Origin of the sequence: Kribbella hippodromi (genome assembly GCF_039531045.1) — a bacterium.
In the GTDB taxonomy this organism is placed as follows: Bacteria; Actinomycetota; Actinomycetes; order Propionibacteriales; family Kribbellaceae; genus Kribbella; species Kribbella hippodromi.
The window spans coordinates 161,621-182,104 of record NZ_BAAAPH010000017.1 but is presented as its reverse complement, the minus strand read 5'-3'; the positions used below and the strand labels follow the sequence as shown (position 1 = coordinate 182,104).

Below are 20,484 nucleotides of genomic sequence, written 5' to 3'. Positions count from 1 at the left end.
TCCCGGCATATTGATCGGATGAATCGCAGCTCTTCTTGGAGGTCAGCATGAGAGGAACACCAGCGCGGGCGCGCCGCTGGGTGACTGCAACGCTGTCGGTGCTGGCACTGACGGCCGTCGCCGCCTGCGGGGGCGGTAACGACGGCAGCAGTAGTGGTGGGTCCGGTTCGGCCGACAAGGCGGACCTGACCTGGCAGTTCTGGGTCGGCGGCACCGCGGACCAGGCGGCCTGGCAGAAGGTCGCCGACCAGGCCCACACCGACCACTCGGGGATCACGGTCAAGCTCCAGGGCACCGACTGGAACAACTACTGGTCGAAGATCGGCACCCTGCTGGCCAGCGGGAAGGCGCCGTGCATCATCGGCATGCAGTCGCTGCGGCTGGCGTCGTACGCGAACGCGATGCTGCCCCTCGACGACCTGATGAAGAAGTACAACCTCAAGGCCGAGGACTTCGACAAGCCGATCATGGACGGGCTGAAGTCGGACGGGAAACAGATCGCGATCCCGTACGACTCCGGACCGATGGTGATCTTCTACAACAAGGACCTGTTCAAGGCCGCCGGTATCGCCGACCCGAAGCCCGGGTGGACGATGGACGAGTTCAAGGCCGCCGCGAAGAAGCTCACGGCCGGCGGCAAGACCGGTCTGGTGACCTCGCCCGGCGATCTCGGCACGACGTCCTGGGTGCGGACGATGACCGGCGCGGAGCCGCTCGCCGACGGCAAGCTGAACCTCACCGACCAGAAGTTCGTGGACGGATTCACCACATACGCGAACTTCGTCAAGACCGACAAGATCGCCCCGCAGGTACCGTCCGGCAGCAGTGACTTCGAGACCACCCAGTTCACCTCGGGCAAGGCCGCGATGCAGCTGAACGGCCCGTGGTCGCTGATCGACACCCTGGGCAAGGTCAAGTTCAACCTCGGGATCGCCACCATCCCGGCCGGTCCGGACGGCTCCAAGACCTTCACCGCCGGCTCCGGTTTCGGCATCTCCCGGTCCTGCAAGACCCCGGATGCCGCGTTCCAGGCGATCGTGTCGATGACCAGCGAGAAGCCGCTGACCACGCTGGCCGCCGCCGGGCGGGCGTACCCGGCACGGACCGCCGCGCACCCGGCCTGGTTCACCGCCGCGAAGATCCCGGAGGCCAAGGAGGTCATCGAGTACGCGTCGGAGCACTCGGTGCCGCTGATCACCTCCAAGAACTGGGTACAGGTCAATGACCTCCTGACCCGCTTCGGCACCCAGGCCCTGAACGGTGAGATCCCACCGGACCAGGCCCTCAAGACCATCCAGGACCAGGCAGGCGCTGGTTCCTGATGGCAACGGAAACCACCGTCGCTCCCCCGGGCCCGCCGCAGCGCGCGGCCCGGGCGGGGCGCCGGCCCGCGCTGCGGCGGGACGGCCGGTACGCGTCGGTCTTCCTGGCGCCGAGCCTCGGCGGGCTGGCGCTGTTCACGCTGTTCCCGACCGCGATGGCGCTCGCGATCAGCCTGTTCGACTGGCCGGTGTTCGGTGACCGCAAGTTCCTCGGGTTCGGCAACTACTCGCACCTGCTGGGCGATCCGGTCTTCCGCCGGGTGGTGCTGAACACCGCCCTGTTCGTGGTCCTCTACGTCCCGCTGAACGTGGTCGTCTCGCTCGGCCTGGCCACCTGGCTGGGCCCGAAGATCCGCGGCCGGCAGGCGTTCCGGGTGCTGTTCTTCATCCCGGTGATGACGCCGATGGTCGCCAACGTGATGGTCTGGCGGCTGCTCTTCCAGCCCGGGGGGCTGCTCGACGCCGGCATGAAGAGCTGGTTCGGTGTCGACGCGCCGAACTTCCTCGGCTCGTCGAACTGGGCGATGCCGGCCATCGTCGCGATGTCGATCTGGCAGGGCTTCGGGTACAACTTCCTGGTCTTCTCGGCCGCGCTCGACCAAGTGCCGCAGTCCCAGCTGGAGTCGGCGCAGATCGACGGCGCCGGGCCGTTCCAGCGCTTCCGGTACATCACCTGGCCGATGATCACGCCGTCGATCTTCTTCGCCACCACGATGACGCTGATCACCTCGTTCCAGGTGTTCGCGCAACCGTTCATCCTGACCCAGGGCGGACCGGGCGTGTCCACCCAGACGATCGTCATGTACGTCTACAACCAGGGCTGGCAGTTCCTCAGCATGGGGCTGGCGTCGGCGGCCGGCTGGGTGCTGTTCGTGATCATCATGGGCATCACCGCGATCCAGTTCGTCGGGCAGAAGAAGTGGGTGAACTATGACGTCTGAAGCCCCCTCGGCCACCGCCCGCCGGCTCCGGCTCGGCCTTTCACACGTCCTGCTGGTGATCGTCGCGATCGTCTTCCTCGGCCCGCTGGTGTACGCCGTGTCGACCTCGCTCAAGCCCGCGGACGAGGTGTTCACCCCGACCCCGCACTTGTTCGGCTCGCAGATCCGCTGGCAGAACTACGCCGACGCGTTCAGCTTCGCGCCGTTCGGCAAGTACTTCCTGAACAGCATGTTCGTCGCGGTCGCCGGAACACTTGTCGTCGTCGCCGCGTCCAGCATGTCCGCGTACGCCTTCGCCCGGCTGAAATTCCGTGGCCGGGAGCAACTGTTCGTGCTTTTCCTCGGTACGTTGATGGTGCCGCAGGAGGTCCTGATCGTGCCGATGTACTGGCTGATGCAGTCGCTGGGCTGGGTGGACAGCTACTGGGCACTCATCCTGCCGTGGGCGTTCACGGCGTTCGGTACGTTCCTGCTCCGCCAGTTCTTCCTGACTGTCCCGGCCGAGCTGGAAGAGGCGGCCCGGGTGGACGGCTGCGGGCCGTTCGGCTCGTTCTTCCGGATCATGCTGCCGCTCGCGCGGCCGGCCATCGCGGTCCTGACCGTGTTCACCTTCATCAGTTTCTGGGGCAGTTTCCTGTGGCCGTTGATCATCATCAACAGTGTCGAGGACAAGGGCACGGTCCCGCTCGGCCTGGCGCAGTTCATCGGCCAGCAGGGTACGCAGTGGAATCTGATGATGGCGGCATCGGTGATGGCGATGGTGCCGACCGTCTTGCTCGTTGTCCTGTTGCAGAAACATCTCGTCCGCGGCCTGCTCGTCACCGGGCTCGGCGGCCGTTAACCCTTAAGGAGATCTGAAATGACCGACGCGCCTCCCGCGCATTCCGTCGAGAAGTTCCGCGACTGGCGGTTCGGCCTGTTCGTCCACTGGGGCCTGTACTCGCTGCCGGCCCGGCACGAGTGGGTGAAGAACTACGAACGCCTGACCGACGAGGACTACCAGCCGTACTTCGACCACTTCGAGCCCGACCTGTACGACCCGCGCAAGTGGGCGAAGGCCGCGCGCGAGGCCGGGATGCGGTACGCCGTCCTGACCACCAAGCACCACGAGGGTTTCTGCCTGTGGGACTCCGAGGTGTCCGACTACACCGTCGCGAAGACCGCCTGGGGCAAGGACCTGGTCGGGCCGTTCGTCGAGGCGTGCCGGGCCGAGGGGCTCGGAGTCGGGTTCTACCACTCGCTGATCGACTGGCACCACCCGGAGTTCCCGATCGACCTGGTGCATCCGCAGCGCGACGACGAGGAAGCGATCGCGAAGGCGGCCGGCCGCGACATCCAGGTGTACGCGGACTATCTGCACGCGCAGACCCGTGAGCTGCTGACGAACTACGGCCCGATCGACATCATGTGGTTCGACTTCTCGTACCCGGGCCGCAACTACCCGGACGGCCGGGACGGTCACGGCAAGGGCCGCGACGACTGGCGCTCGGAAGAGCTGATGGCGATGGTCCGGGAGCTGCAGCCGGACATCCTGATCAACGACCGGCTGGACATCCCCGGCGACTTCGTAACGCCGGAGCAGTACCAGCCGGACGGGCCGATGGAGCGCGACGGCGTACCGGTGCTGTGGGAGGCGTGCCAGACGCTGAACGGCAGCTGGGGGTACGACCGCGACAACCTGGACTGGAAGTCGCCCGAGACGCTGGTGAAGATGCTGGTCGACTCGGTCTCCAAGGACGGCAACCTGCTGCTGAACGTGGGTCCGACCGGGCGCGGCGAGTTCGACCCGCGGGCGCTGGCGACCCTCGCGGACATCGGCGAATGGATGCGGCTGCACGAACGGTCCATCCGGGGCGCGCGGCCGGCCGCCGGTCTTACCGCGCCGGCCGACTGCCGCTTCACCCAGAAGGGCAACCGGCTGTACCTGCACCTGTTCTCCTGGCCGATGGGTCACATCCACTTGCCAGGTCTCGCCGGCAAGGTCAAGTACGCCCAGTTCCTGAACGATGCGTCCGAGGTCAAGCGCATCGTCAACAACCCACACCAGCAAGCTCAGAACACCACGATGGGCGGCGTCTCCACCGACACCCTCACCCTGAAACTCCCGATCCAGAAACCGAACACCCTCGTACCCGTCATCGAACTGTTCCTCGACTGACCCACCGCACTTTGTGCTGACCGCACTTTGTGAAGCCACCGCGTGTTTTCGCGGCGTGAAAACGCGTGGTGGCTTCTCAAAGCCGGGGTTACGGAGCGGCGCGGGCGGGCGCGGGGGCGCGGGTGGGTCAGTCGGTGGCGGGGACGGGGCGTCCGGGTTGTTCGCCGCCGCGGGCTTCGAGGTAGTTGTTCTTGGGGACCATCACCTTGCGGCGGAACAGGCAGACCACCGTGCCGTCCTGTTTGTAGCCCTTGGTTTCGACGTGCACGATGCCGCGGTCGTCCTTGGAGGTGGACTCCCACTTGTCCAGCACGACTGTCTCGCCGTAGATGGTGTCACCGTGGTACGTGGGCGCGACGTGCCGGAGCGACTCGATCTCCAGGTTCGCGATCGCCTTGCCGCTCACGTCCGGGACCGACATGCCGAGCAGGATCGAGTACACGTAGTTGCCGACCACAACGTTCTTGCCGAACTGGGTGGTCTGCTCCGCGTAGTTCGCGTCCAGGTGCAGCGGATGGTGGTTCATGGTGAGCAGACAGAACAGATGATCGTCGTACTCGGTCACCGTCTTGCCGGGCCAGTGCTTGTAGACCGCACCGACCTCGAACTCCTCGTAGCTGCGCCCGAACTGCATCTCGGTTCCTCCTCGGTCGGGTGGCTACCCATGCTGCCGAATCCGGGCGGTCCGGGGCCGTGGTCTGGCTCTCACCGATGGGAGAGATAGGTCACCTCTCTCGCACCGGTCAGCGTCAGTCCCGCGGCTGCTGCAACGGCTGTTGAATCGGCTGTTGAACGGGCTGCTGGCCAGGGTGGTCCGGCAGGAGCGGGTGCACCTCGCCCTTGAGCGCCAGCTTGGCCAGGTGGTTGCGCGCCTCCTCGGCGAACTTGAAGTCGCACAGAACGTCGTACGTCGTCGCCACCACCGCGGTCCGGGAGGTGAAATCGCGGCGGCCGGCCGACTGCGCGTAGCTCAGCCCGCCGAACACCAGCCCGAAGAAGGCGCCCAGCACGACACCGGTGACCAGTGCCGCCAGCCAGTTGCCGTTGGTGAACAGCCCCAGCAGCAGCCCGACGAACAGCCCGAACCAGGCGCCGCTGGCCAGCCCCGCGGTCAGCGCGCGGCTCCAGGTCAGCCGGCCGGTGATCTTCTCCACCTGCCGGAGGTTGTTGCCGACGATGGTCGTGTGCTCGACCGGGAACTTCTCGTCCGAGAGGTAGTCGACAGCTCGCTGCGCCTCCCGGTAGGTGTCATAGGTCCCGATCGTCAGGCCGGTCGGCCGGGGGTCCATCGAGGGCATGCCCTGCGTGGTCATCGTCGTTCCTCTCCACGTGCTTCCACCCCCATCATTGCCGACGCCTGGTTACCGCGTCTTGATAGCCTCGCCGGTGATGGCCGGGCGACGGTGGGACATGGGCGCGACACGCCGAATGGGAAGGGTGTTCGCCCGGCGTGCCGGCGCTGACGGCCGCCCGCCCGACGACGTGGTCACCGGCAAGCTGGAAGGCGCCCTGGTCGACTGGGGCCTCTACCGGGACGGTGAGCGCGACCGGCGGGTGGATTCGTACACCGAGGCGCTGGTCCGGGCGCAGCGCGGCCAGGGGTTCGTCTGGATCGGGCTGTTCCAGCCCACCGAGCACCAGCTGGTCATCATCGGCCAGGAGTTCGGTCTGCACCCGCTGGCGTTGGAGGACGCCGCCAAGGCGCACCAGCGGCCCAAGCTCGAGCGGTACGGCGACACCTTGTTCGCGGTGTTCAAGACGGTCACGTACGTACCGCACGGCGATCTGACCGCCACGAGTGAGGTCGTGGCCACCGGTGAAGTGATGGTGTTCTGTGGACCCGGCTTCGTGGTCACGGTGCGCCACGGGGAGCACAGTGAGCTGGCCGGCCTCCGCCAGGACCTCGAGCAGGAGCCGCAGCGGTTGGCGGCCGGCCCAGGTGCCGTACTGCACGCGATCGCCGACCACGTCGTCGACCGGTACCTGGAGGTCGCGGACGCGGTCCAGGGGGACATCGACCTGATCGAGACCGAGATGTTCACTCCACGCGGCTGGCGGAACATCGACCGGGTGTACCAGCTCAAGCGCGAGGTGCTGGAGCTGAAACGGGCCGTGGCGCCGCTGACCGGCCCGATGCGTACGCTTGTCGCGCTCCGGCACCCACTGTTTCCCGACGAGATCAAGAACTACTTCCGCGACGTCGACGACCACCTGCAACGGGTCAAGGAGCAGGTGATCTCGTTCGACGAGCTGCTCAGCTCGATCCTGGAAGCCGGGCTGGCCCAGGTCCAGGTGGCCGAGAACGAGGATATGCGGCGCATCTCGGCATGGGTTGCCATTCTCGCGGTGCCCACGATGATCGCCGGGATCTACGGCATGAACTTCGGCTACATGCCGGAGCTGCGCCTGAAGTACGCCTATTTCGTCGTGCTCGGCGTGATGGCGGCCGCGTGTTTCGTCCTTTACCGCTTGTTCAAGCGGAACCACTGGCTCTGAACCCGGTGTTCTCTACCGTCTGAGGGACGGCTTGGCAACCTTTTGCCATGGCCAGGAGTACTACCTGATTGGAATGTTCAAACGGTTGTGGACCAATCCGGTGCCTTGATTGAATTCCGGCATCGCGTTCGGTCAGGAAATGATCACTTTCCGCGACCGAAGCCGTCGGGGGACGGTCGTGACATGAGGGAAACGGGAGGGGCCCGCGGTGCTAAGAATTCATTTCACGCCACGCGATCTGACCCGGGTCACGGTGGCCACCAGGCCGGCGCCGCTCTGGGAGGTGCTGCTGAGCCTGCACATGCTGCAGCAGTCCGACGGCCGGCTGATCTTCGAGGACTGGCGCCGGCAGGTGCGGACCAAGGTGGCGCCGGACCAGATGCGGCTGCTGCTGGAGCTGACGCCGCCGAAGGGCTACTCCCCCGACTTCCTCACCCCGGCCGAGTCCGCGCCGGACTTCGACTCCGCGCTGGAGCTGGCGCTGGCGACACCGCGGCAGCAGGTCCAGTGCCAGATCGACCTGCTCGGCAAGTACCGGCCGCCGTCGCCGTGGACCCGGGAGCTGGCTCAGGGCGGGCGGACGTCGATGCAGAAGCTCGGACGCGCGATCCGTACGTACCACGACGCGGCCATCGCGCCGTACTGGAAGTCGATCGGCACGCACGTGTCAGCTGACCACGCCCATCGTGGGGAGGCGCTGGCCAGGCACGGTGTCGACCGATTGCTGTCGTCGTTGCACCCGCGGGTCCGGTGGGTGGCACCGGTCCTGCAGGTGCTCGACATGAACGACCGCGATCTGTATCTCGATGGCAGGGGAATCGAGTTGCAGCCTTCGGCGTTCTGCTGGCAGGTACCGACCAAGCTGCGGGACCCGGATCTGAAACCGATCCTGGTGTACCCGATCCAGCATGCGCCCGGCATCCTGCGGCAGGCGTCGGTGGAGGCAACGCCGTCGAGTGACCCGCTGGGTTCGCTGCTCGGTTCCACCCGGGCCGCCGCGCTGGAGGCGACGGTCGCGGGGTGTACGACGACGGAGCTGGCGAAACGCTGCAAGATCTCCCCGGCCGCCGCCAGCCACCAGGCGACGGTGCTCCGCGAAGCCGGGCTGATCACCACCCGCCGGGCCGGCGCGTCGGTCCGGCACGAGATCACCCAGCTGGGCATCTGGCTGCTGTCCGGGTACGGCTCCGGCCACACCAGGCAACCCGCCTAGCCCCTCAGACCCTGCCCTGCTGTGCGCTGGGCCGACCGGCACCGCCCCGCCTGTCGACCCAGCGCACCGGGCAGGTTTACCGCTTCGCTGGGGGCAGGGTCTTACAGCTTGTAGTCCTCCAGCAGGCGGCGGCCGATGATCATTCGCTGGATGTCGGCGGTGCCCTCGCCGATCAGCAGCATCGGCGCCTCGCGGTACAGCCGCTCGATCTCGTACTCCTTGGAGAAGCCGTAGCCGCCGTGGATGCGGAACGAGTCCTCCACCACCTGCGCGCAGTACTCACTCGCCAGGTACTTCGCCACACCGGCCTCGAAGTCGTTGCGGGAGCCGCTGTCCTTCTTCCGGGCCGCCTTCACCATCAGCTCGTGCGCCGCCTCGACCTTGACCGCCATGTCGGCCAGCCGGAACAGCACCGCCTGGTGGTCCGCGATCTTCTTGCCGAACGTTTCCCGTTGCTGCGCGTACGAAATGCCGAGCTCGAACGCCCTGCGCGCCACCCCACAACCGCGGGCGGCCACGTTCACCCGGCCGACCTCGACGCCGTCCATCATCTGGTAGAAGCCCTTGCCCGGTACGCCACCGAGGATCTGCCCGGCATCGATCCGGTAGCCGTCGAACACCAGCTCGGTGGTGTCGACGCCCTTGTAGCCCATCTTCTCGATCTTGCCCGGCACCGTCAGGCCCTTGTCGACCTCGCCGAAGCCGGGCTCCTTCTCGACCAGGAACGTGGTCATGTTCTTGTAGACCGAGTCCTGGCCCTCGTCGGTCTTGGTGAGCACGGCGACCAGGTTGGACGAGCCGCCGTTGGTCAGCCACATCTTCTGCCCGTTGATCATGTACTGGCCGCCGTCGCGGGTGGCCTTGGTCTTGATCGCGGCCACGTCGGAACCACAGCCCGGTTCGGACATCGAGAACGCGCCGCGCACCTCGCCGGTGGCCATCCGGGGCAGGTACTTCTGCTTCTGCTCGTCGGTGCCGTGCTGGAGCAGCATGTACGCGACGATGAAGTGGGTGTTGATGATGCCGGAGACGCTCATCCAGCCGCGGGCGATCTCCTCGACGCAGAGCGCGTACGTGAGCAGCGATTCGCCCAGGCCGCCGTACTCCTCGGGGATCATCAGGCCGAACAGGCCGAGCTCCTTGAGGCCCTCGACGATCTCGGCCGGGTACTCGTCGCGGTGCTCGAGCTCGGTGGCGACCGGGAGGATCTCCGCTTCCACGAAGGCCCGGACCGTCTTCAGGATCTCCTCCTGGATGTCGGTCAGCCCGTCGGTCTGCTGCAACCTGCTCATCGTGCGCCTCCTTCGGACGGCTTACCCGTGAGTATCGCGGTTATCAGCATCCCGGTGCGAGGGTGACACCCGCTGTGACACCGGCCACCTGTTGAAGGTCGCGTGCCTCACTAGCCGGCCGGAGCCTGGCGGGCTACTCGTTGTCTGACTCAGGGCGCGGGAGGGTGCGGCTGAGCGTGCCGAAGAGTGTGACGATCTCAGGTGTCGCCTGCCAGCGCCGCCGTACCTGCGCCTCGAACAGCCGCTGCCGGGCCGCGTAGAAGTGCTCACCCGCTGACTGCAGGTCCCCCTCGTCAACAGCCTCTGCGGCCTGATCCAGGTCCTTGGCTGCCTCACGCGGCGCCTTGCCCTGGTTGCCGTGCCCACCGGACTGGTTGTTCTCAGTGGCCCGCACCTGCGCCGCCAGACTGCGCAGCCGCTGCACCAGTACGCCACGCGAGTTCTGCGGTGTCTGCTTGGGGGTCGGCTTCGTACTAGGCGGCTTGGAGGATGTTTTCGTCGGCACTGGCGTGGTCTTCGGTGCGGCAGTCGCCTTCTGCACCGGGGCAGACGGCGTACCACCTGCCTGTGCAGTCGGCTGGTCACTCGACAGACCGGCACGCAACAGCAACGCCGCCACCACACCGACGACTACGACAGCAGCAGCCACACCCACCTTCAGCAGCGGGGACCGGCCGCTAGCAGCCGCCCGATGCGTCCGAGGCTCCGACTCCTCCCACTTCCCCACACCGACCACACCAGCCACGCCGGTCGCGCCGACCACCTCAGCAGCGTCGCCCACGCCCGCAGCGTCCGCAGCGGGTAGCGGCAGCACCTGCGTCTTGTTGGACGGTGTGAGCAGCGCAGACACCTGTGCGGCGGACGAGGGCCGGTCGCCCGGGTTCTTGGCCAGCAAGTGCGTGACCAGACCGGACAGCTCCCCTGGTACGTCAGCACGCGCCACAGGTGGCGGTACCGCATCCAGGTGCTGTCGCATCACCACATCGACTGTCGGATCGGAGAACGGTGGCGCCCCGGTCAGCAGCTCGTGCAGTACGCAGCCGAACGCGTACCAGTCGCTGGCAGGAGTGGCCGGCTCGCCACGTACCTGCTCCGGGGATACGTAGGACGCTGTGCCGAGCAGTACGCCCAGTCCGGTCGTCTCGTTGCCGGCGCGCTTGGCGATGCCGAAGTCGGTCATCTTGAGTGTGCCGTCCGGCGTCAGCATCAGGTTCGCCGGTTTGATGTCGCGGTGCACCACACCGGCCGCATGCGCCGCGTCGAGCGCACGGGCGCCCTGAACCGCGATGTCGGCAACCAGCTGGGCACTGGGCAGACCGGAGTTGCGCATCAGCTGCGCCAGATCAGGTCCTTGGACCAGCTCCATCACCAGGAAGACGTGCTCGCCCTCAGTGCCGACGTCGTACGTCGCGACCACGTTCGGGTGCATCAGCCGAGCGGCTGACTGTGCCTCGGCCCGGAACCGGTCGACCGCGTCCATCGGGTCACCGTCGAGGCTGCGCAACAGCTTCAACGCCACCTGACGAGCGAGAACCGTGTCCTCGGCCGCCCACACCTCACCTGCGCCGCCTCTGCCGAGCAGGGTCAGCAACCGGTACCGACCTGCCAGTACCTCGCCGTTCACGCACCACACCTTCCGCAGCGGACCGGAACACCTTAGGCGGGATGCGCGTGAGGATCGAGTCCGCGAGGGAATCCCTGAACAACCTCTGCGGAACCCTCTACGCGGAGCGATTGGCGTACTACGGTACGTCGCATGAAGCGATCGATCCCCGCCCTGATCGCGGCCGCCCTGGTCGCCGCGACCCTCACGACCACGACAGCGTCCGCCGCGCCGGCCCAGCACCCGAAGCCGGTGGTGAAATGCGAGTTCACGCCGACACCGGAGAACCCGGCGGCCAAACCGGTCCGGCTGCCCAGTCCGGTAGCGAAGGCCAAGGGCACTGTCGACGTGTACTTCGTGACCAACTACGGGCCGTTCGTCGTACGGATGGACCGCGCCGGCGCACCGTGCGGCGTACACAACTTCGTGCACTTGGTGCGCAGCCGGTTCTACGACGCCACGCAGTGCTTCCGGCTGACCAACTCGGCGCGGCTCGGTGTGCTGCAGTGCGGCGAAATCTACCGCCAGGAAGAGGGCGGCCCGGGGTACAAGTTCCCTGACGAGGTGTCCGGCAAGGAGACCTACCCACGCGGCACCGTTGCCTACGGCAACCAAGGGCCGGGTACGAACGGGTCGGAGTTCTTCGTCGTGCACTCGTTCGCGAACATCCCGCCGAACTACAGCGTGCTCGGCCACGTGATCGCCGGCATGGACGCCTTCGACCGCATGGTCGCAGCCGGCATCGCCGACCCCGACCAGGACGGCCCACCGGCCAAGCCGATCCGCATCCTCAAGGTCTGGGCCCGCTGAGCCGGCTGGCGGGTTGTGGCGCGGATGCCGTGTTATAACCCGCCAGTGGTGACATAACCCGCTATCGAGGGCGTCAGTCCGCTGGGGGCTGCCAGATGTCGGTGCGGGTGAGGCCGGCGGCGCGGCCCTTGGCGGAGATGACGAGCGCCATCTTGCGGGAGGCCTCGTCGATCATCTCGTCGCCGAGCATCACCGCGCCGCGGGCGCCACCGGCGGCGGAGGTGTAGTTGTCGTAGGCGTCGAGGATGTTCTCGGCGTGGTCGTAATCCTCCTGGCGCGGCGAGTACACCTCGTTCGCGGCGGCGATCTGGTCCGGGTGCAGCACCCACTTGCCGTCGAAACCGAGCGCGGCGGAGCGGCCGGCGACGCGGCGGAAGCCGTCCACTTCCTTGATCTGCAGGTACGGCCCGTCGATCGCCTGCTTGCCGTGCGCGCGGGCGGCCATCAGGATCTGCATCAGGATGTAGTGGTACGCGTCGCCGACGTCGTACCCGGGCGGCTGCTCGCCGACGACCAGCGACTTCATGTTGATCGACGCCATGAAGTCGGCCGGGCCGAAGATGATCGTCTCCACCCGCGGCGAGGCGGTCGCGATCGCGTTGACATTGGTGAGCCCGAGCGCGTTCTCGATCTGCGCCTCGATACCGATCCGGCCGGGCTCGTAGCCGTGCACCTTCTCCAGTTGGGTGAGCAGCAGGTCGAGCGCGACCACCTGCTCGGCGGTCTGCACCTTCGGCAGCATGATGCAGTCCAGGTTCGCGCCCGCGCCGGACACGACCTCGATCACGTCGGCGTACGTCCACTCGGTGGTCCAGTCGTTCACCCGGACCACCCGCAGCTTGTTCCCCCAGCCGCCTTCGTTCAGCGCGGCGACGATGTTCTTCCGCGCGTCCGGCTTGGCGATCGGCGCGACCGAGTCCTCGAGGTCCAGGAACACCTGGTCCGCGTCCAGCCCCTTCGCCTTCGCGAGGAACCGCGGGTTCGAGCCGGGCGTGGCCAGGCACGACCGCCGACTACGCAAAACCTGTTCCGTCATCGCGTCCTCCACTCGGTTACCCACCGGTCACCGGCAGCGTACGGCCTGCGCCGCCGCTGTCCCGGTGACCCGGCTCACTTCCCTACCGAGTGTGGCCCGATTCACCGTGCAGTCAGGCCGTACGCGCGGGCGATCGTTGAGTCAGCAGATCGAGTCGCGGGGCGCGGGATTGCCCAGCTGGAAGAGCGTACGTCCGCGCAGACCGACCCACGTACCAGCCAGCGCCGCCAGACCCCACACCCAGCCGTGCAGACTGCCGGAGGCGATCCCGGCCAAGTACGCGCCGATGTTGCAGCCGCCGGCCAGCCGTGCGCCGATACCCATGATCACGCCGCCAAGCACAGCCGCCAACGCCGTACGCCACGGAATGCGCCGGTGCAGCACCCACGCTCCCCCGGCCGCCGATGCGATCGCTGCACCGAACACAATGCCCAGATCGGTCAGGCTGTTCTTGTCGGCCAGCACCGGCCCGGCCAGCATCTTCGCCTGCGCGGGCTGCTGCCAGAACGCCCAGCTCTCCGGGTGCAGCCCAATCGCCTGCAGGAACTTCGCACCCCACAGCGCGAACGCACTGGTGATCCCCCAAGGACCACCCGACACCAGCAACACACCAGCGCCCAGCACCGCCAGCACCAGGGCACCCACCCACAACGGCCAGGAGCCCCGGATCACTCGCGCAACTCCACGCGTACTCGGAACCGCGCCGACCGGCGGAGGTACGCGCCTGGCCTGCACCACCTTCGACACCGCGAACACCACAGCCAGTGCGGCGATGGTGATCAGCCATGACCCGAACCAGCCGACGTGATCAGCCAGCACAAGCGCAGGCAGCGCCGGCAGGTCGTCCACCAACCCGTACTGCCACGTGTAAAGCACTGAGCCGAGGATGAAGCCGCCCAGAGTCAACACAATCGCGGACTGCCCGGAGCCGACCGCGAACAGCGTGCCGGACGCGCATGCGCCACCGAGCTGCATGCCGATGCCGAACAGGAACGCTCCGACCACTAAGCCGATCCCCAGCGGTCCATCAGCCGGCTTCGGCGTGGTTCCGAACAGCCCTGTCCCCGTGCCGATCACCAGTGCGAACAGCGTTGCCGTGGTGCCGAGCAGCAGCGTGTGCGCCCGCAACCCGGTTCCATTGCCGACAGCAACCAGTTGCCGCCAGGCGGACGTGAATCCGAAGCGGGAGTGGAACAGCGCCAGACCGAGACCCAGCCCGAGCAGCAACAGCACGCCGGGTTTGGCACCGTGCGCCGACCAGACCACGACCTCCAGCACGATCGCGCCGGCCGCGGCGACGACGAGCGGGATGCGGTTGACCGGGCCAAGAGCGGACGGAGCGGGGGCGGGTACGGACGTGACGGCGTCGAACAGCCTCCGCGCCACGGGCGGGATGATCGTGGTGGCCATAGTGCAACGATAGAAAGCGAATTCACCGCACTACTGCCGATCTCAGAATCCGGACCTGATCGGTAGACATTCGGGGCAAGCCGGAAGGGCGCGCGGTGTGACACGCTTGGGGCGTGAGCATCGAGGAGGCGGTTGCCGAGATCGCCGGGGTGATGAAGAAGGCCGGGCTGGTCTGGCTGGCCTGGGACGGGCGGCGTGCGGTGCCGGCCTGGTTCGCCACCGTCGAAGGGCAGTACGTCGTGCTCGCGGACAGGGCCGACAGCGCGGAGCAGCCGTTGCCGGGGTTGGTCAGCTCCGGCGCGGCGCAGGTCGTCGTACCCGCCAAACCGGCCATGAACCGGTTGGCGAGCTGGCAAGCGACCGTACGGCGCCTCGAGCCCGGTAGCGACGAGTGGACGGCCGCGGCGCAGGTGCTCCGGACCGAGCGGCTCAACGCGGCCGGACTGGACACCCAGCTCGAGCGCTGGCGGTCCGAGGCCGACATCCTGGTGCTGGAGCCGACCGGTGAGATCAGCGAGTCGGCCGGGCAGTTCGACGCGACCCCGCGGGCCGAGACGCCGCCGCCGAGCCGGGCAACCACCCGCGGCAAACCCCCGATCACCCTGCACCGCCGGATTCGCCGCCGCCCGAAGCTCAGCTGAGCGTCCTCAGCCAAGACTCCGGTCCGGCGGGTTAGCCTTCGGACATGACCGGATCTCCGTCGCGGGTTTACGTCGCTCGGCTGGCCGGGCTGCCCGTGTACGACCCGAACGGCGACCAGGTCGGCAAGATCCGGGACGTCGTCACGATGATGCGCCAGGGCAACCAGCCGCCGCGCGTACTCGGTCTGGTGGTCGAGGTGTTCACCCGGCGCCGCATCTTCCTGCCGATGACCCGGGTCACCTCGGTGGACGTCGGGCACGTCATCACCACCGGTCTGCTGAACATGCGCCGGTTCGAACAGCGAGCGACCGAAGTGCTCGTACTGGGCGAGTTGCTCGACCGGACCGTCACCATTGCCGACACCGGCGCGACCGCTGTGGTGTTCGACATGGCCATGGAGCAGTGGCGGACCAGGGACTGGCTGCTGACCAAGGTGGCGGTGCGGGAGGGTTCCAAGAGGTTCCGGCGTCGCGGACAGACCCACGTACTCGACTGGACCGATGTCAGCGGGTTCACTCAGGTCGAGGAAGGACAGGGCGCGACCCACATCCTCGCTGCGTTCGAGTCGATGCGGGCGGCTGACCTGGCCGGCGTACTGCATGACCTGTCTGCCAAGCGACGTAAAGAGATCGCGGTGGCACTGGACGACGAGCGGCTGGCCGATGTGCTGGAGGAGCTGCCGGAGGACATCCAGGTCGAGATCCTGGCCGGACTGGACACCGAGCGCGCCGCGGACGTACTGGAGGAGATGTCCCCGGACGACGCCGCTGACCTGATCGCAGAGCTGCCAACCGACACAGCGGAACGCCTGCTGACGCTGATGGAACCAGACGAAGCAGAAGACGTGCGGCGGCTGCTGACGTACGAAGAGCACACTGCTGGCGGACTGATGACGTCAGAGCCGGTCATCCTGCCTGTAGACGCCACAGTGGCAGATGCGCTGGCCCACGTACGCAATGCAGACCTGAGCCCCGCACTGGCCGCCATGATCTACGTCTGCCGGCCACCGCTGGAGACGCCGACAGGTCGGTTCATTGGCATCGGCCACATCCAGCGGCTGCTCCGTGAACCACCGTCGGAGTTGGTGTCCGCAGCGCTGGACACCGACCTGGACGGACTACGTCCGGACGACAGCCTGCAGACCGTCAGCAAGTACCTGGCCACGTACAACTTGGTTGCCGCACCAGTACTGGACGACGAGGGCCGGCTACTCGGTGCGGTGACGGTAGACGACGTACTAGACCATCTGCTCCCCGATGACTGGCGGGAGCGCGATCACCCCGAGCCGCACGAGCACGAGCCGCAGGAGGTGGACCACGATGCCACGTGACGACCGCAGCACCGACGACCGCCGCCCGCGGAGCAGTACCACCGAAGAGCGCCGCCGTACATCGGATGAGCGCAGGCGTAGCTCGGACGAGCGCAAGGTGTTTCGCGGTACGGCCCGGCTGGACATCCCCCGTGACTGGCGGCGGACGTTCGTACCGCGGCCGACGTACGACGCGGACGCGTTCGGCCGGCTGTCCGAGCGGATCGCGCGGTTCCTCGGCACCGGGCAGTTCCTGGTCTACATGACCGTGACGATCCTGTTCTGGATCGGCTGGAACATCTTCGCCCCGTCGAGCCTGCGCTTCGACCAGTACCCGTTCATCTTCCTGACGCTGGCGCTCAGCCTGCAGGCGTCGTACGCCGCGCCGCTGATCCTGCTCGCCCAGAACCGCCAGGAGGCCCGCGACCGGGTCCAGTACGAGCGCGACCGGGACGTGGACTCCCGGACCCGGGCGGACATGGAGTTCCTGGCCCGCGAGATGGCGTCGCTGCGGATGGCCGTCGGCGAGGTCGCCACCCGCGACTTCCTCCGCTCCGAGCTCCGCTCCCTCCTCACCGACCTGGACAGCCGCGAAGACGACCGGGTTTGACTGCGAGCTACCCTCACTAACAGGTGAGGAAGAAGGACGTGGGATGAAGACTCGATTCGCGCCCGACCGGGGGCTGTCCAGCCGGATGGTGGTGACCAGCTTCCTGCTCGGCCTGCTGTACGTGGGCTTCGTGGCGCTGCTGATCGCACTGACCAGAAGCGCCGTCATCGCGGTGGTGATCGCCGGCGGGATGCTGTTCGTCCAGTACTGGTTCTCCGACCGGATCGCGCTGTACGCGATGCACGGCCGGATCGTCACGCCGGAGGAGGCGCCGGAGCTGCACGGCGCGATCGACCGCCTGTGCGCGCTGGCCGACATGCCGAAGCCGCGGGTGGCGATCGCCGACGTGGACCTGCCGAACGCCTTCGCCACCGGCCGCAACCCGAAGAACGCTGTGGTCTGCGTCACCACCGGCATCATGCGCCGCCTGGACCAGGACGAGCTGGAGGGCGTGCTGTCGCACGAGCTGTCACACGTCGCGCACCGGGACGTCGCGGTGATGACGATCGCATCCTTCCTCGGCGTACTGGCCGGCCTGATCACCCGCTTCGGCCTGTACGGCGGCCTGGGCCGGAACCGTGACCAGAACACCGCGATCATCGTGCTGACCATCATCGCGGTGTCGGTGGCCGTGTACGCGATCTCGTTCCTGCTCACCCGGACCCTGTCCCGCTACCGCGAGCTCGCCGCCGACCGAGCCGGGGCGATGCTCACCGGCAGACCTTCGACGCTGGCCTCCGCGCTGACCAAGATCAGCGGGGACATCGCCAGGATCCCGTCCCGCGACCTGCGCCAGGCGGAAGCATTCAACGCGTTCTTCTTCGCCCCGGCCATCTCCGGCAAGGGCGCCAGCCTGTCGAACCTGTTCTCCACCCACCCGACCCTGGAGACACGCCTGGAGCGCCTCGGTGCCCTCTCCCGCCAGCTGGGCGAGCAAGCTTAGGGCTATGGGTCTTTTAGACATCCTGCTTGGCAGGAGCAAAGCTGTTCCGCCGAACCTTGATCAGTTGTTCTCGCTTCCGTCGGCCGCGATCACTCTGGAGACCGCGGCCGACTACCGCCCAACCGGTAGCGGCTCCGTCTGCTTCAAAGCAGCCGAGGGCGGTGGGTTCTCCACACTTCGCGACGAGGTCGACAAGCTGCTCGCGCTGGACAACGGCAAATTCACCAGTACGACCGACTCGTACGGCTTCACCTGGCTGGTACGCGAAACCGCACCGGATGACCTGGAGACCCTGGTCACCGACCTGCATGCGGTGAACACCTCCCTGGTCGACTCCGGCTTCGGCACCTCACTGCTCTGCACCCTGGTCACCTTCACCAACGGCAGCCAGACCATGGGCCTGGTCTACCTGTACAAGCGCGGCTCCTGGTACCCGTTCGTCCCCGTCGGCACCGACCGCCGCGACAACGCCGCCGAACTCCAGATCAAGTCAGTCGTAGGCGCCGACCTCCGCTTCGAACCAGACCTCTCCCGCTGGTTCCCCATCTACGGCGCCCCCGGCCTCTGACCCACACGGGTGGATATCCACCCGTCTGTAGGGTTCTCCACCCGTGTACCAGTGGAGAACCCACCACACCGGTGGATATCCACCGGTGTTGGGCGGTCGGGTTTGGGTTGGTGGAGGTACGTCACATGGACCGTGGTCCGGTGTGGGGCGGGGACCACGTAGCCTTGGGGCATGGCTGCCACTACTGCTGAGCAGGTGACCGCAGCGCTCGGTGGAGTGCTGGATCCCGAGATCAAGAAGCCGATCACGGACCTGGGGATGGTCGAATCCGTCCTCGTCCGGGACGACGGCGTGGTCGCCGTGCGCGTGCTGCTGACGGTCGCCGGGTGCCCGATGAAGGACACCCTCCGGCGCGACGTCACCGCCGCGGTGAGCAAACTCGACGGCGTCACCGGGGTCGAGATCGACCTCGGCGTGATGTCCGCCGAGCAGCGCTCCGCCCTGCAGACCCAACTCCGCGGCGGCGTCGCGGAGAAGGAGATCCCGTTCTCCCGGGCCGACTCGCTGACCAAGGTGTTCGCGATCGCCTCCGGCAAGGGCGGCGTCGGCAAGTCGTCCGTCACCGTCAACCTGGCGGTCGCGATGGCGCGCCAGGGGCTCTCGGTCGGCGTCCTCGACGCGGACATCTACGGGCACTCGGTGCCGGCCATGCTCGGTGTCGCGGACGAGCGGCCGACCGCTGTCGACGACATGATCATGCCGGTGCCCGCGCACGGCCTGAAGGTGATCTCGATCGGCATGCTGAAGCCGAAGCGCGATCAGGTGGTCGCCTGGCGCGGCCCGATCCTGGACCGGGCGCTGGTCCAGATGCTGGCAGACGTGTACTGGGGCGATCTCGACGTACTGCTCCTGGACTTGCCACCGGGTACGGGTGACATCGCGATCTCGGTCGGTCAGCGGCTGACCAGCGCCGAGGTGATCGTGGTGACGACGCCGCAGGAGGCCGCCGCCGAGGTGGCCGAGCGGGCCGGAACCATGGCGCAGATGGTGCACCAGCGGGTCGCCGGCGTGATCGAGAACATGTCGTACCTGCCGTGCCCGCACTGCGGTCCGGAGCACCGGATCGAGATCTTCGGTTCGGGTGGCGGGACCCGGGTGGCGGAGACGCTGTCGGCGCGGCTCGGGTACCAGATCCCGCTGCTGGGTGAGATCCCGCTCGACGAGCGCCTACGCTCCGGCGGCGACCTCGGCCAGCCGCTCGCCGGCGCCGACCCGGAAGCCCCGGCAGCCCAGATCCTCGCCAAAATCGCCTCCACCCTCGGCGGCAAACCCCGCGGCCTCCTGGGCCGCCAGTTGGGCCTCTCTCCCGTCGGCCGCTGACCCCCTACCCGTTCAGCTAGTCGGCTGGCGGCTGCTTTGGGCTAGTCGGATGGGGTTGAGGTGGTGGGTTCGGTGCGGGATGACCAGATCGGGCGGAGTGGGGCGAGACCCTCCGCCACGTAGTCGGCGATCGGGCGTACGCCGTCGTCCTGGTACCACTGCTCCAGCGCGGAGAAGTACCCGAAAACCAGCGCATTCGCGGCAACGCGAGCCTGGGTCGGGGTCATTTGATGGCTGATCATCAACGGCGCGATGCGCTGGCTGGCCCGATCCAGCGAGGCAAGAAACGCCGTCCGCACCGAAGGCTCCTTGAAGAAATACCGCACCCGCCGATACGGAACCGGCTCCGCGCGATCCCCCTCCGCGCGATCCGTCGGCCGGTCGTCGTCGACCGCCTCGGCCGGAGCCTCATCAGCCGGTGCGGCATCCGAGCGTCGGACTTCTAATCCGTTGGTCGCAGGTTCGGGTTGTTCGTAGGCGCGGACGATCCGGATCATGCTGCCGACCGGGTCGTCGACGTCGAGTAGTTCCTCGAGCGCCTGCTGGCTCATCGTGTCGAACTCGTCGGCGACGATCAGCCCCTCCTTCGTGCCGAAGTACCGATAGACCGACGACGGCGAAACCTCCGCCGCGGCCGCGATCTCCTCGATCGTCACCGCGTCGAACCCGCGCTCGTCGAACAGGTCGAGCGCCCGCTCCTGAATCGTCCGCCGCGCCTTCAGACGCCAGCGCTCCCGCAGCCCGGTAGCCATACCCCGCACCCTACGAGACAGCCACGCGCTTCAGCAAGTGACTGTCTAAAACTCTTGAC

At 67.4% G+C, this 20,484-nt stretch carries 20 protein-coding genes; 13 read left to right on the top strand and 7 right to left on the bottom strand.

From position 1 onward, the window contains the following. Positions 1 to 47: 47 nt before the first annotated feature. The 4 genes from ABD260_RS25375 to ABD260_RS25360 are packed head-to-tail and all read left to right on the top strand — an operon-like array spanning position 48 to position 4,421. A complete protein-coding gene (locus ABD260_RS25375) occupies positions 48 to 1,322 on the top strand; it encodes an ABC transporter substrate-binding protein (RefSeq protein ID WP_344237080.1) in 1,275 nt (424 codons plus the stop codon). Beyond that, on the top strand, positions 1,322 to 2,263 hold the full coding sequence (locus tag ABD260_RS25370) for a carbohydrate ABC transporter permease (RefSeq protein WP_344237078.1): 942 nt from the start codon (positions 1,322 to 1,324) through the stop codon (positions 2,261 to 2,263). Before ABD260_RS25375 ends, ABD260_RS25370 begins: the two co-directional genes overlap by 1 nt. Further along, the gene (locus ABD260_RS25365; protein WP_344237077.1) at positions 2,253 to 3,104 is read left to right on the top strand and encodes a carbohydrate ABC transporter permease; all 852 of its coding nucleotides are present in this window, start codon (positions 2,253 to 2,255) and stop codon (positions 3,102 to 3,104) included. The genes ABD260_RS25370 and ABD260_RS25365 overlap by 11 nt, the downstream gene beginning before the upstream one ends. Positions 3,105 to 3,122: 18 nt before the next feature. Next, on the top strand, positions 3,123 to 4,421 hold the full coding sequence (locus ABD260_RS25360; RefSeq protein ID WP_344237076.1) for an alpha-L-fucosidase: 1,299 nt from the start codon (positions 3,123 to 3,125) through the stop codon (positions 4,419 to 4,421). Between the two features lie 127 nt (positions 4,422 to 4,548). Here ABD260_RS25360 and ABD260_RS25355 read toward each other — a convergent pair whose 3' ends face one another. After that, positions 4,549 to 5,055, bottom strand: coding sequence for a MaoC family dehydratase (locus ABD260_RS25355; RefSeq protein ID WP_344237074.1), 507 nt, complete (start codon positions 5,053 to 5,055; stop codon positions 4,549 to 4,551). Between the two features lie 115 nt (positions 5,056 to 5,170). Continuing rightward, on the bottom strand, positions 5,171 to 5,734 hold the full coding sequence (locus ABD260_RS25350) for a YflT domain-containing protein (RefSeq protein ID WP_344237072.1): 564 nt from the start codon (positions 5,732 to 5,734) through the stop codon (positions 5,171 to 5,173). Between the two features lie 76 nt (positions 5,735 to 5,810). On the opposite strand from ABD260_RS25350, the gene ABD260_RS25345 reads away from it, so the two are divergent. Beyond that, positions 5,811 to 6,917 carry a magnesium and cobalt transport protein CorA gene (locus tag ABD260_RS25345; protein ID WP_344237070.1) on the top strand — a complete coding sequence of 369 codons (1,107 nt, stop codon included), beginning with the start codon at positions 5,811 to 5,813 and terminating at the stop codon, positions 6,915 to 6,917. Between the two features lie 208 nt (positions 6,918 to 7,125). Continuing rightward, entirely contained in the window at positions 7,126 to 8,130 is a 1,005-nt protein-coding gene (locus tag ABD260_RS25340; RefSeq protein ID WP_344237068.1) for an ArsR/SmtB family transcription factor, read from the top strand. 101 nt (positions 8,131 to 8,231) lie between these two features. Here the strand turns inward: ABD260_RS25340 and ABD260_RS25335 are convergent, their stop codons facing one another. Together ABD260_RS25335 and ABD260_RS25330 are read right to left on the bottom strand one after the other, a co-directional pair. Then, entirely contained in the window at positions 8,232 to 9,422 is a 1,191-nt protein-coding gene (locus ABD260_RS25335) for an acyl-CoA dehydrogenase family protein (RefSeq protein ID WP_344237066.1), read from the bottom strand. A 133-nt stretch (positions 9,423 to 9,555) separates the two neighbouring features. Next, entirely contained in the window at positions 9,556 to 11,046 is a 1,491-nt protein-coding gene (locus ABD260_RS25330; RefSeq protein ID WP_344237064.1) for a serine/threonine-protein kinase, read from the bottom strand. A 132-nt stretch (positions 11,047 to 11,178) separates the two neighbouring features. Here ABD260_RS25330 and ABD260_RS25325 point away from each other — a divergent pair, with 132 nt between their 5' ends. Continuing rightward, positions 11,179 to 11,835 (top strand): peptidylprolyl isomerase, encoded by a 657-nt coding sequence (locus ABD260_RS25325; RefSeq protein WP_344237062.1) that lies wholly within the window; start codon positions 11,179 to 11,181, stop codon positions 11,833 to 11,835. 73 nt (positions 11,836 to 11,908) lie between these two features. On the opposite strand, the gene ABD260_RS25320 is transcribed toward ABD260_RS25325, so the two are convergent. Both ABD260_RS25320 and ABD260_RS25315 read right to left on the bottom strand, forming a co-directional pair. After that, the gene (locus ABD260_RS25320) at positions 11,909 to 12,871 is read right to left on the bottom strand and encodes an HpcH/HpaI aldolase/citrate lyase family protein (RefSeq protein ID WP_344237060.1); all 963 of its coding nucleotides are present in this window, start codon (positions 12,869 to 12,871) and stop codon (positions 11,909 to 11,911) included. Positions 12,872 to 13,012: 141 nt separating this feature from the next. Next, positions 13,013 to 14,281, bottom strand: a complete 1,269-nt coding sequence (locus tag ABD260_RS25315; protein ID WP_344237058.1) for a YeeE/YedE family protein — start codon at positions 14,279 to 14,281, stop codon at positions 13,013 to 13,015. Positions 14,282 to 14,394: 113 nt separating this feature from the next. Here ABD260_RS25315 and ABD260_RS25310 point away from each other — a divergent pair, with 113 nt between their 5' ends. The 6 genes from ABD260_RS25310 to ABD260_RS25285 all read left to right on the top strand — a co-directional run bounded on the left by ABD260_RS25310 (position 14,395) and on the right by ABD260_RS25285 (position 19,673). Continuing rightward, positions 14,395 to 14,922, top strand: a complete 528-nt coding sequence (locus tag ABD260_RS25310) for a hypothetical protein (protein ID WP_344237056.1) — start codon at positions 14,395 to 14,397, stop codon at positions 14,920 to 14,922. A gap of 44 nt (positions 14,923 to 14,966) precedes the next feature. Next, positions 14,967 to 16,253, top strand: a complete 1,287-nt coding sequence (locus tag ABD260_RS25305; RefSeq protein WP_344237054.1) for a magnesium transporter MgtE N-terminal domain-containing protein — start codon at positions 14,967 to 14,969, stop codon at positions 16,251 to 16,253. Continuing rightward, the gene (locus ABD260_RS25300; protein ID WP_344237052.1) at positions 16,243 to 16,842 is read left to right on the top strand and encodes a DUF1003 domain-containing protein; all 600 of its coding nucleotides are present in this window, start codon (positions 16,243 to 16,245) and stop codon (positions 16,840 to 16,842) included. The genes ABD260_RS25305 and ABD260_RS25300 overlap by 11 nt, the downstream gene beginning before the upstream one ends. Positions 16,843 to 16,885: 43 nt before the next feature. After that, positions 16,886 to 17,785: a zinc metalloprotease HtpX gene (gene htpX / locus ABD260_RS25295; protein WP_344237050.1), complete on the top strand. Its 900-nt coding sequence runs from the start codon at positions 16,886 to 16,888 to the stop codon at positions 17,783 to 17,785. 4 nt (positions 17,786 to 17,789) lie between these two features. Beyond that, positions 17,790 to 18,353: a PspA-associated protein PspAB gene (gene pspAB, locus ABD260_RS25290; RefSeq protein ID WP_344237048.1), complete on the top strand. Its 564-nt coding sequence runs from the start codon at positions 17,790 to 17,792 to the stop codon at positions 18,351 to 18,353. Between the two features lie 171 nt (positions 18,354 to 18,524). Next, positions 18,525 to 19,673 carry an Mrp/NBP35 family ATP-binding protein gene (locus tag ABD260_RS25285; RefSeq protein ID WP_344237046.1) on the top strand — a complete coding sequence of 383 codons (1,149 nt, stop codon included), beginning with the start codon at positions 18,525 to 18,527 and terminating at the stop codon, positions 19,671 to 19,673. Between the two features lie 41 nt (positions 19,674 to 19,714). Here ABD260_RS25285 and ABD260_RS25280 read toward each other — a convergent pair whose 3' ends face one another. Further along, positions 19,715 to 20,425 (bottom strand): TetR/AcrR family transcriptional regulator, encoded by a 711-nt coding sequence (locus ABD260_RS25280; RefSeq protein ID WP_344237044.1) that lies wholly within the window; start codon positions 20,423 to 20,425, stop codon positions 19,715 to 19,717. Positions 20,426 to 20,484: the final 59 nt, after the last annotated feature.

Coding starts and splice junctions, on each gene's coding strand:
- pspAB (WP_344237048.1), top strand. CDS start 17,790: ATGGGTCTTTTAGACATCCTGCTTGGCAGGAGCAAAGCTGTTCCGCCG.
- ABD260_RS25335 (WP_344237066.1), bottom strand. CDS start 9,422: ATGAGCAGGTTGCAGCAGACCGACGGGCTGACCGACATCCAGGAGGAG.
- ABD260_RS25375 (WP_344237080.1), top strand. CDS start 48: ATGAGAGGAACACCAGCGCGGGCGCGCCGCTGGGTGACTGCAACGCTG.
- ABD260_RS25315 (WP_344237058.1), bottom strand. CDS start 14,281: ATGGCCACCACGATCATCCCGCCCGTGGCGCGGAGGCTGTTCGACGCC.
- ABD260_RS25325 (WP_344237062.1), top strand. CDS start 11,179: ATGAAGCGATCGATCCCCGCCCTGATCGCGGCCGCCCTGGTCGCCGCG.
- ABD260_RS25280 (WP_344237044.1), bottom strand. CDS start 20,425: ATGGCTACCGGGCTGCGGGAGCGCTGGCGTCTGAAGGCGCGGCGGACG.
- ABD260_RS25305 (WP_344237054.1), top strand. CDS start 14,967: ATGACCGGATCTCCGTCGCGGGTTTACGTCGCTCGGCTGGCCGGGCTG.
- htpX (WP_344237050.1), top strand. CDS start 16,886: ATGAAGACTCGATTCGCGCCCGACCGGGGGCTGTCCAGCCGGATGGTG.
- ABD260_RS25300 (WP_344237052.1), top strand. CDS start 16,243: ATGCCACGTGACGACCGCAGCACCGACGACCGCCGCCCGCGGAGCAGT.
- ABD260_RS25285 (WP_344237046.1), top strand. CDS start 18,525: ATGGCTGCCACTACTGCTGAGCAGGTGACCGCAGCGCTCGGTGGAGTG.
- ABD260_RS25365 (WP_344237077.1), top strand. CDS start 2,253: ATGACGTCTGAAGCCCCCTCGGCCACCGCCCGCCGGCTCCGGCTCGGC.
- ABD260_RS25370 (WP_344237078.1), top strand. CDS start 1,322: ATGGCAACGGAAACCACCGTCGCTCCCCCGGGCCCGCCGCAGCGCGCG.
- ABD260_RS25320 (WP_344237060.1), bottom strand. CDS start 12,871: ATGACGGAACAGGTTTTGCGTAGTCGGCGGTCGTGCCTGGCCACGCCC.
- ABD260_RS25360 (WP_344237076.1), top strand. CDS start 3,123: ATGACCGACGCGCCTCCCGCGCATTCCGTCGAGAAGTTCCGCGACTGG.
- ABD260_RS25355 (WP_344237074.1), bottom strand. CDS start 5,055: ATGCAGTTCGGGCGCAGCTACGAGGAGTTCGAGGTCGGTGCGGTCTAC.
- ABD260_RS25350 (WP_344237072.1), bottom strand. CDS start 5,734: ATGACCACGCAGGGCATGCCCTCGATGGACCCCCGGCCGACCGGCCTG.
- ABD260_RS25345 (WP_344237070.1), top strand. CDS start 5,811: ATGGCCGGGCGACGGTGGGACATGGGCGCGACACGCCGAATGGGAAGG.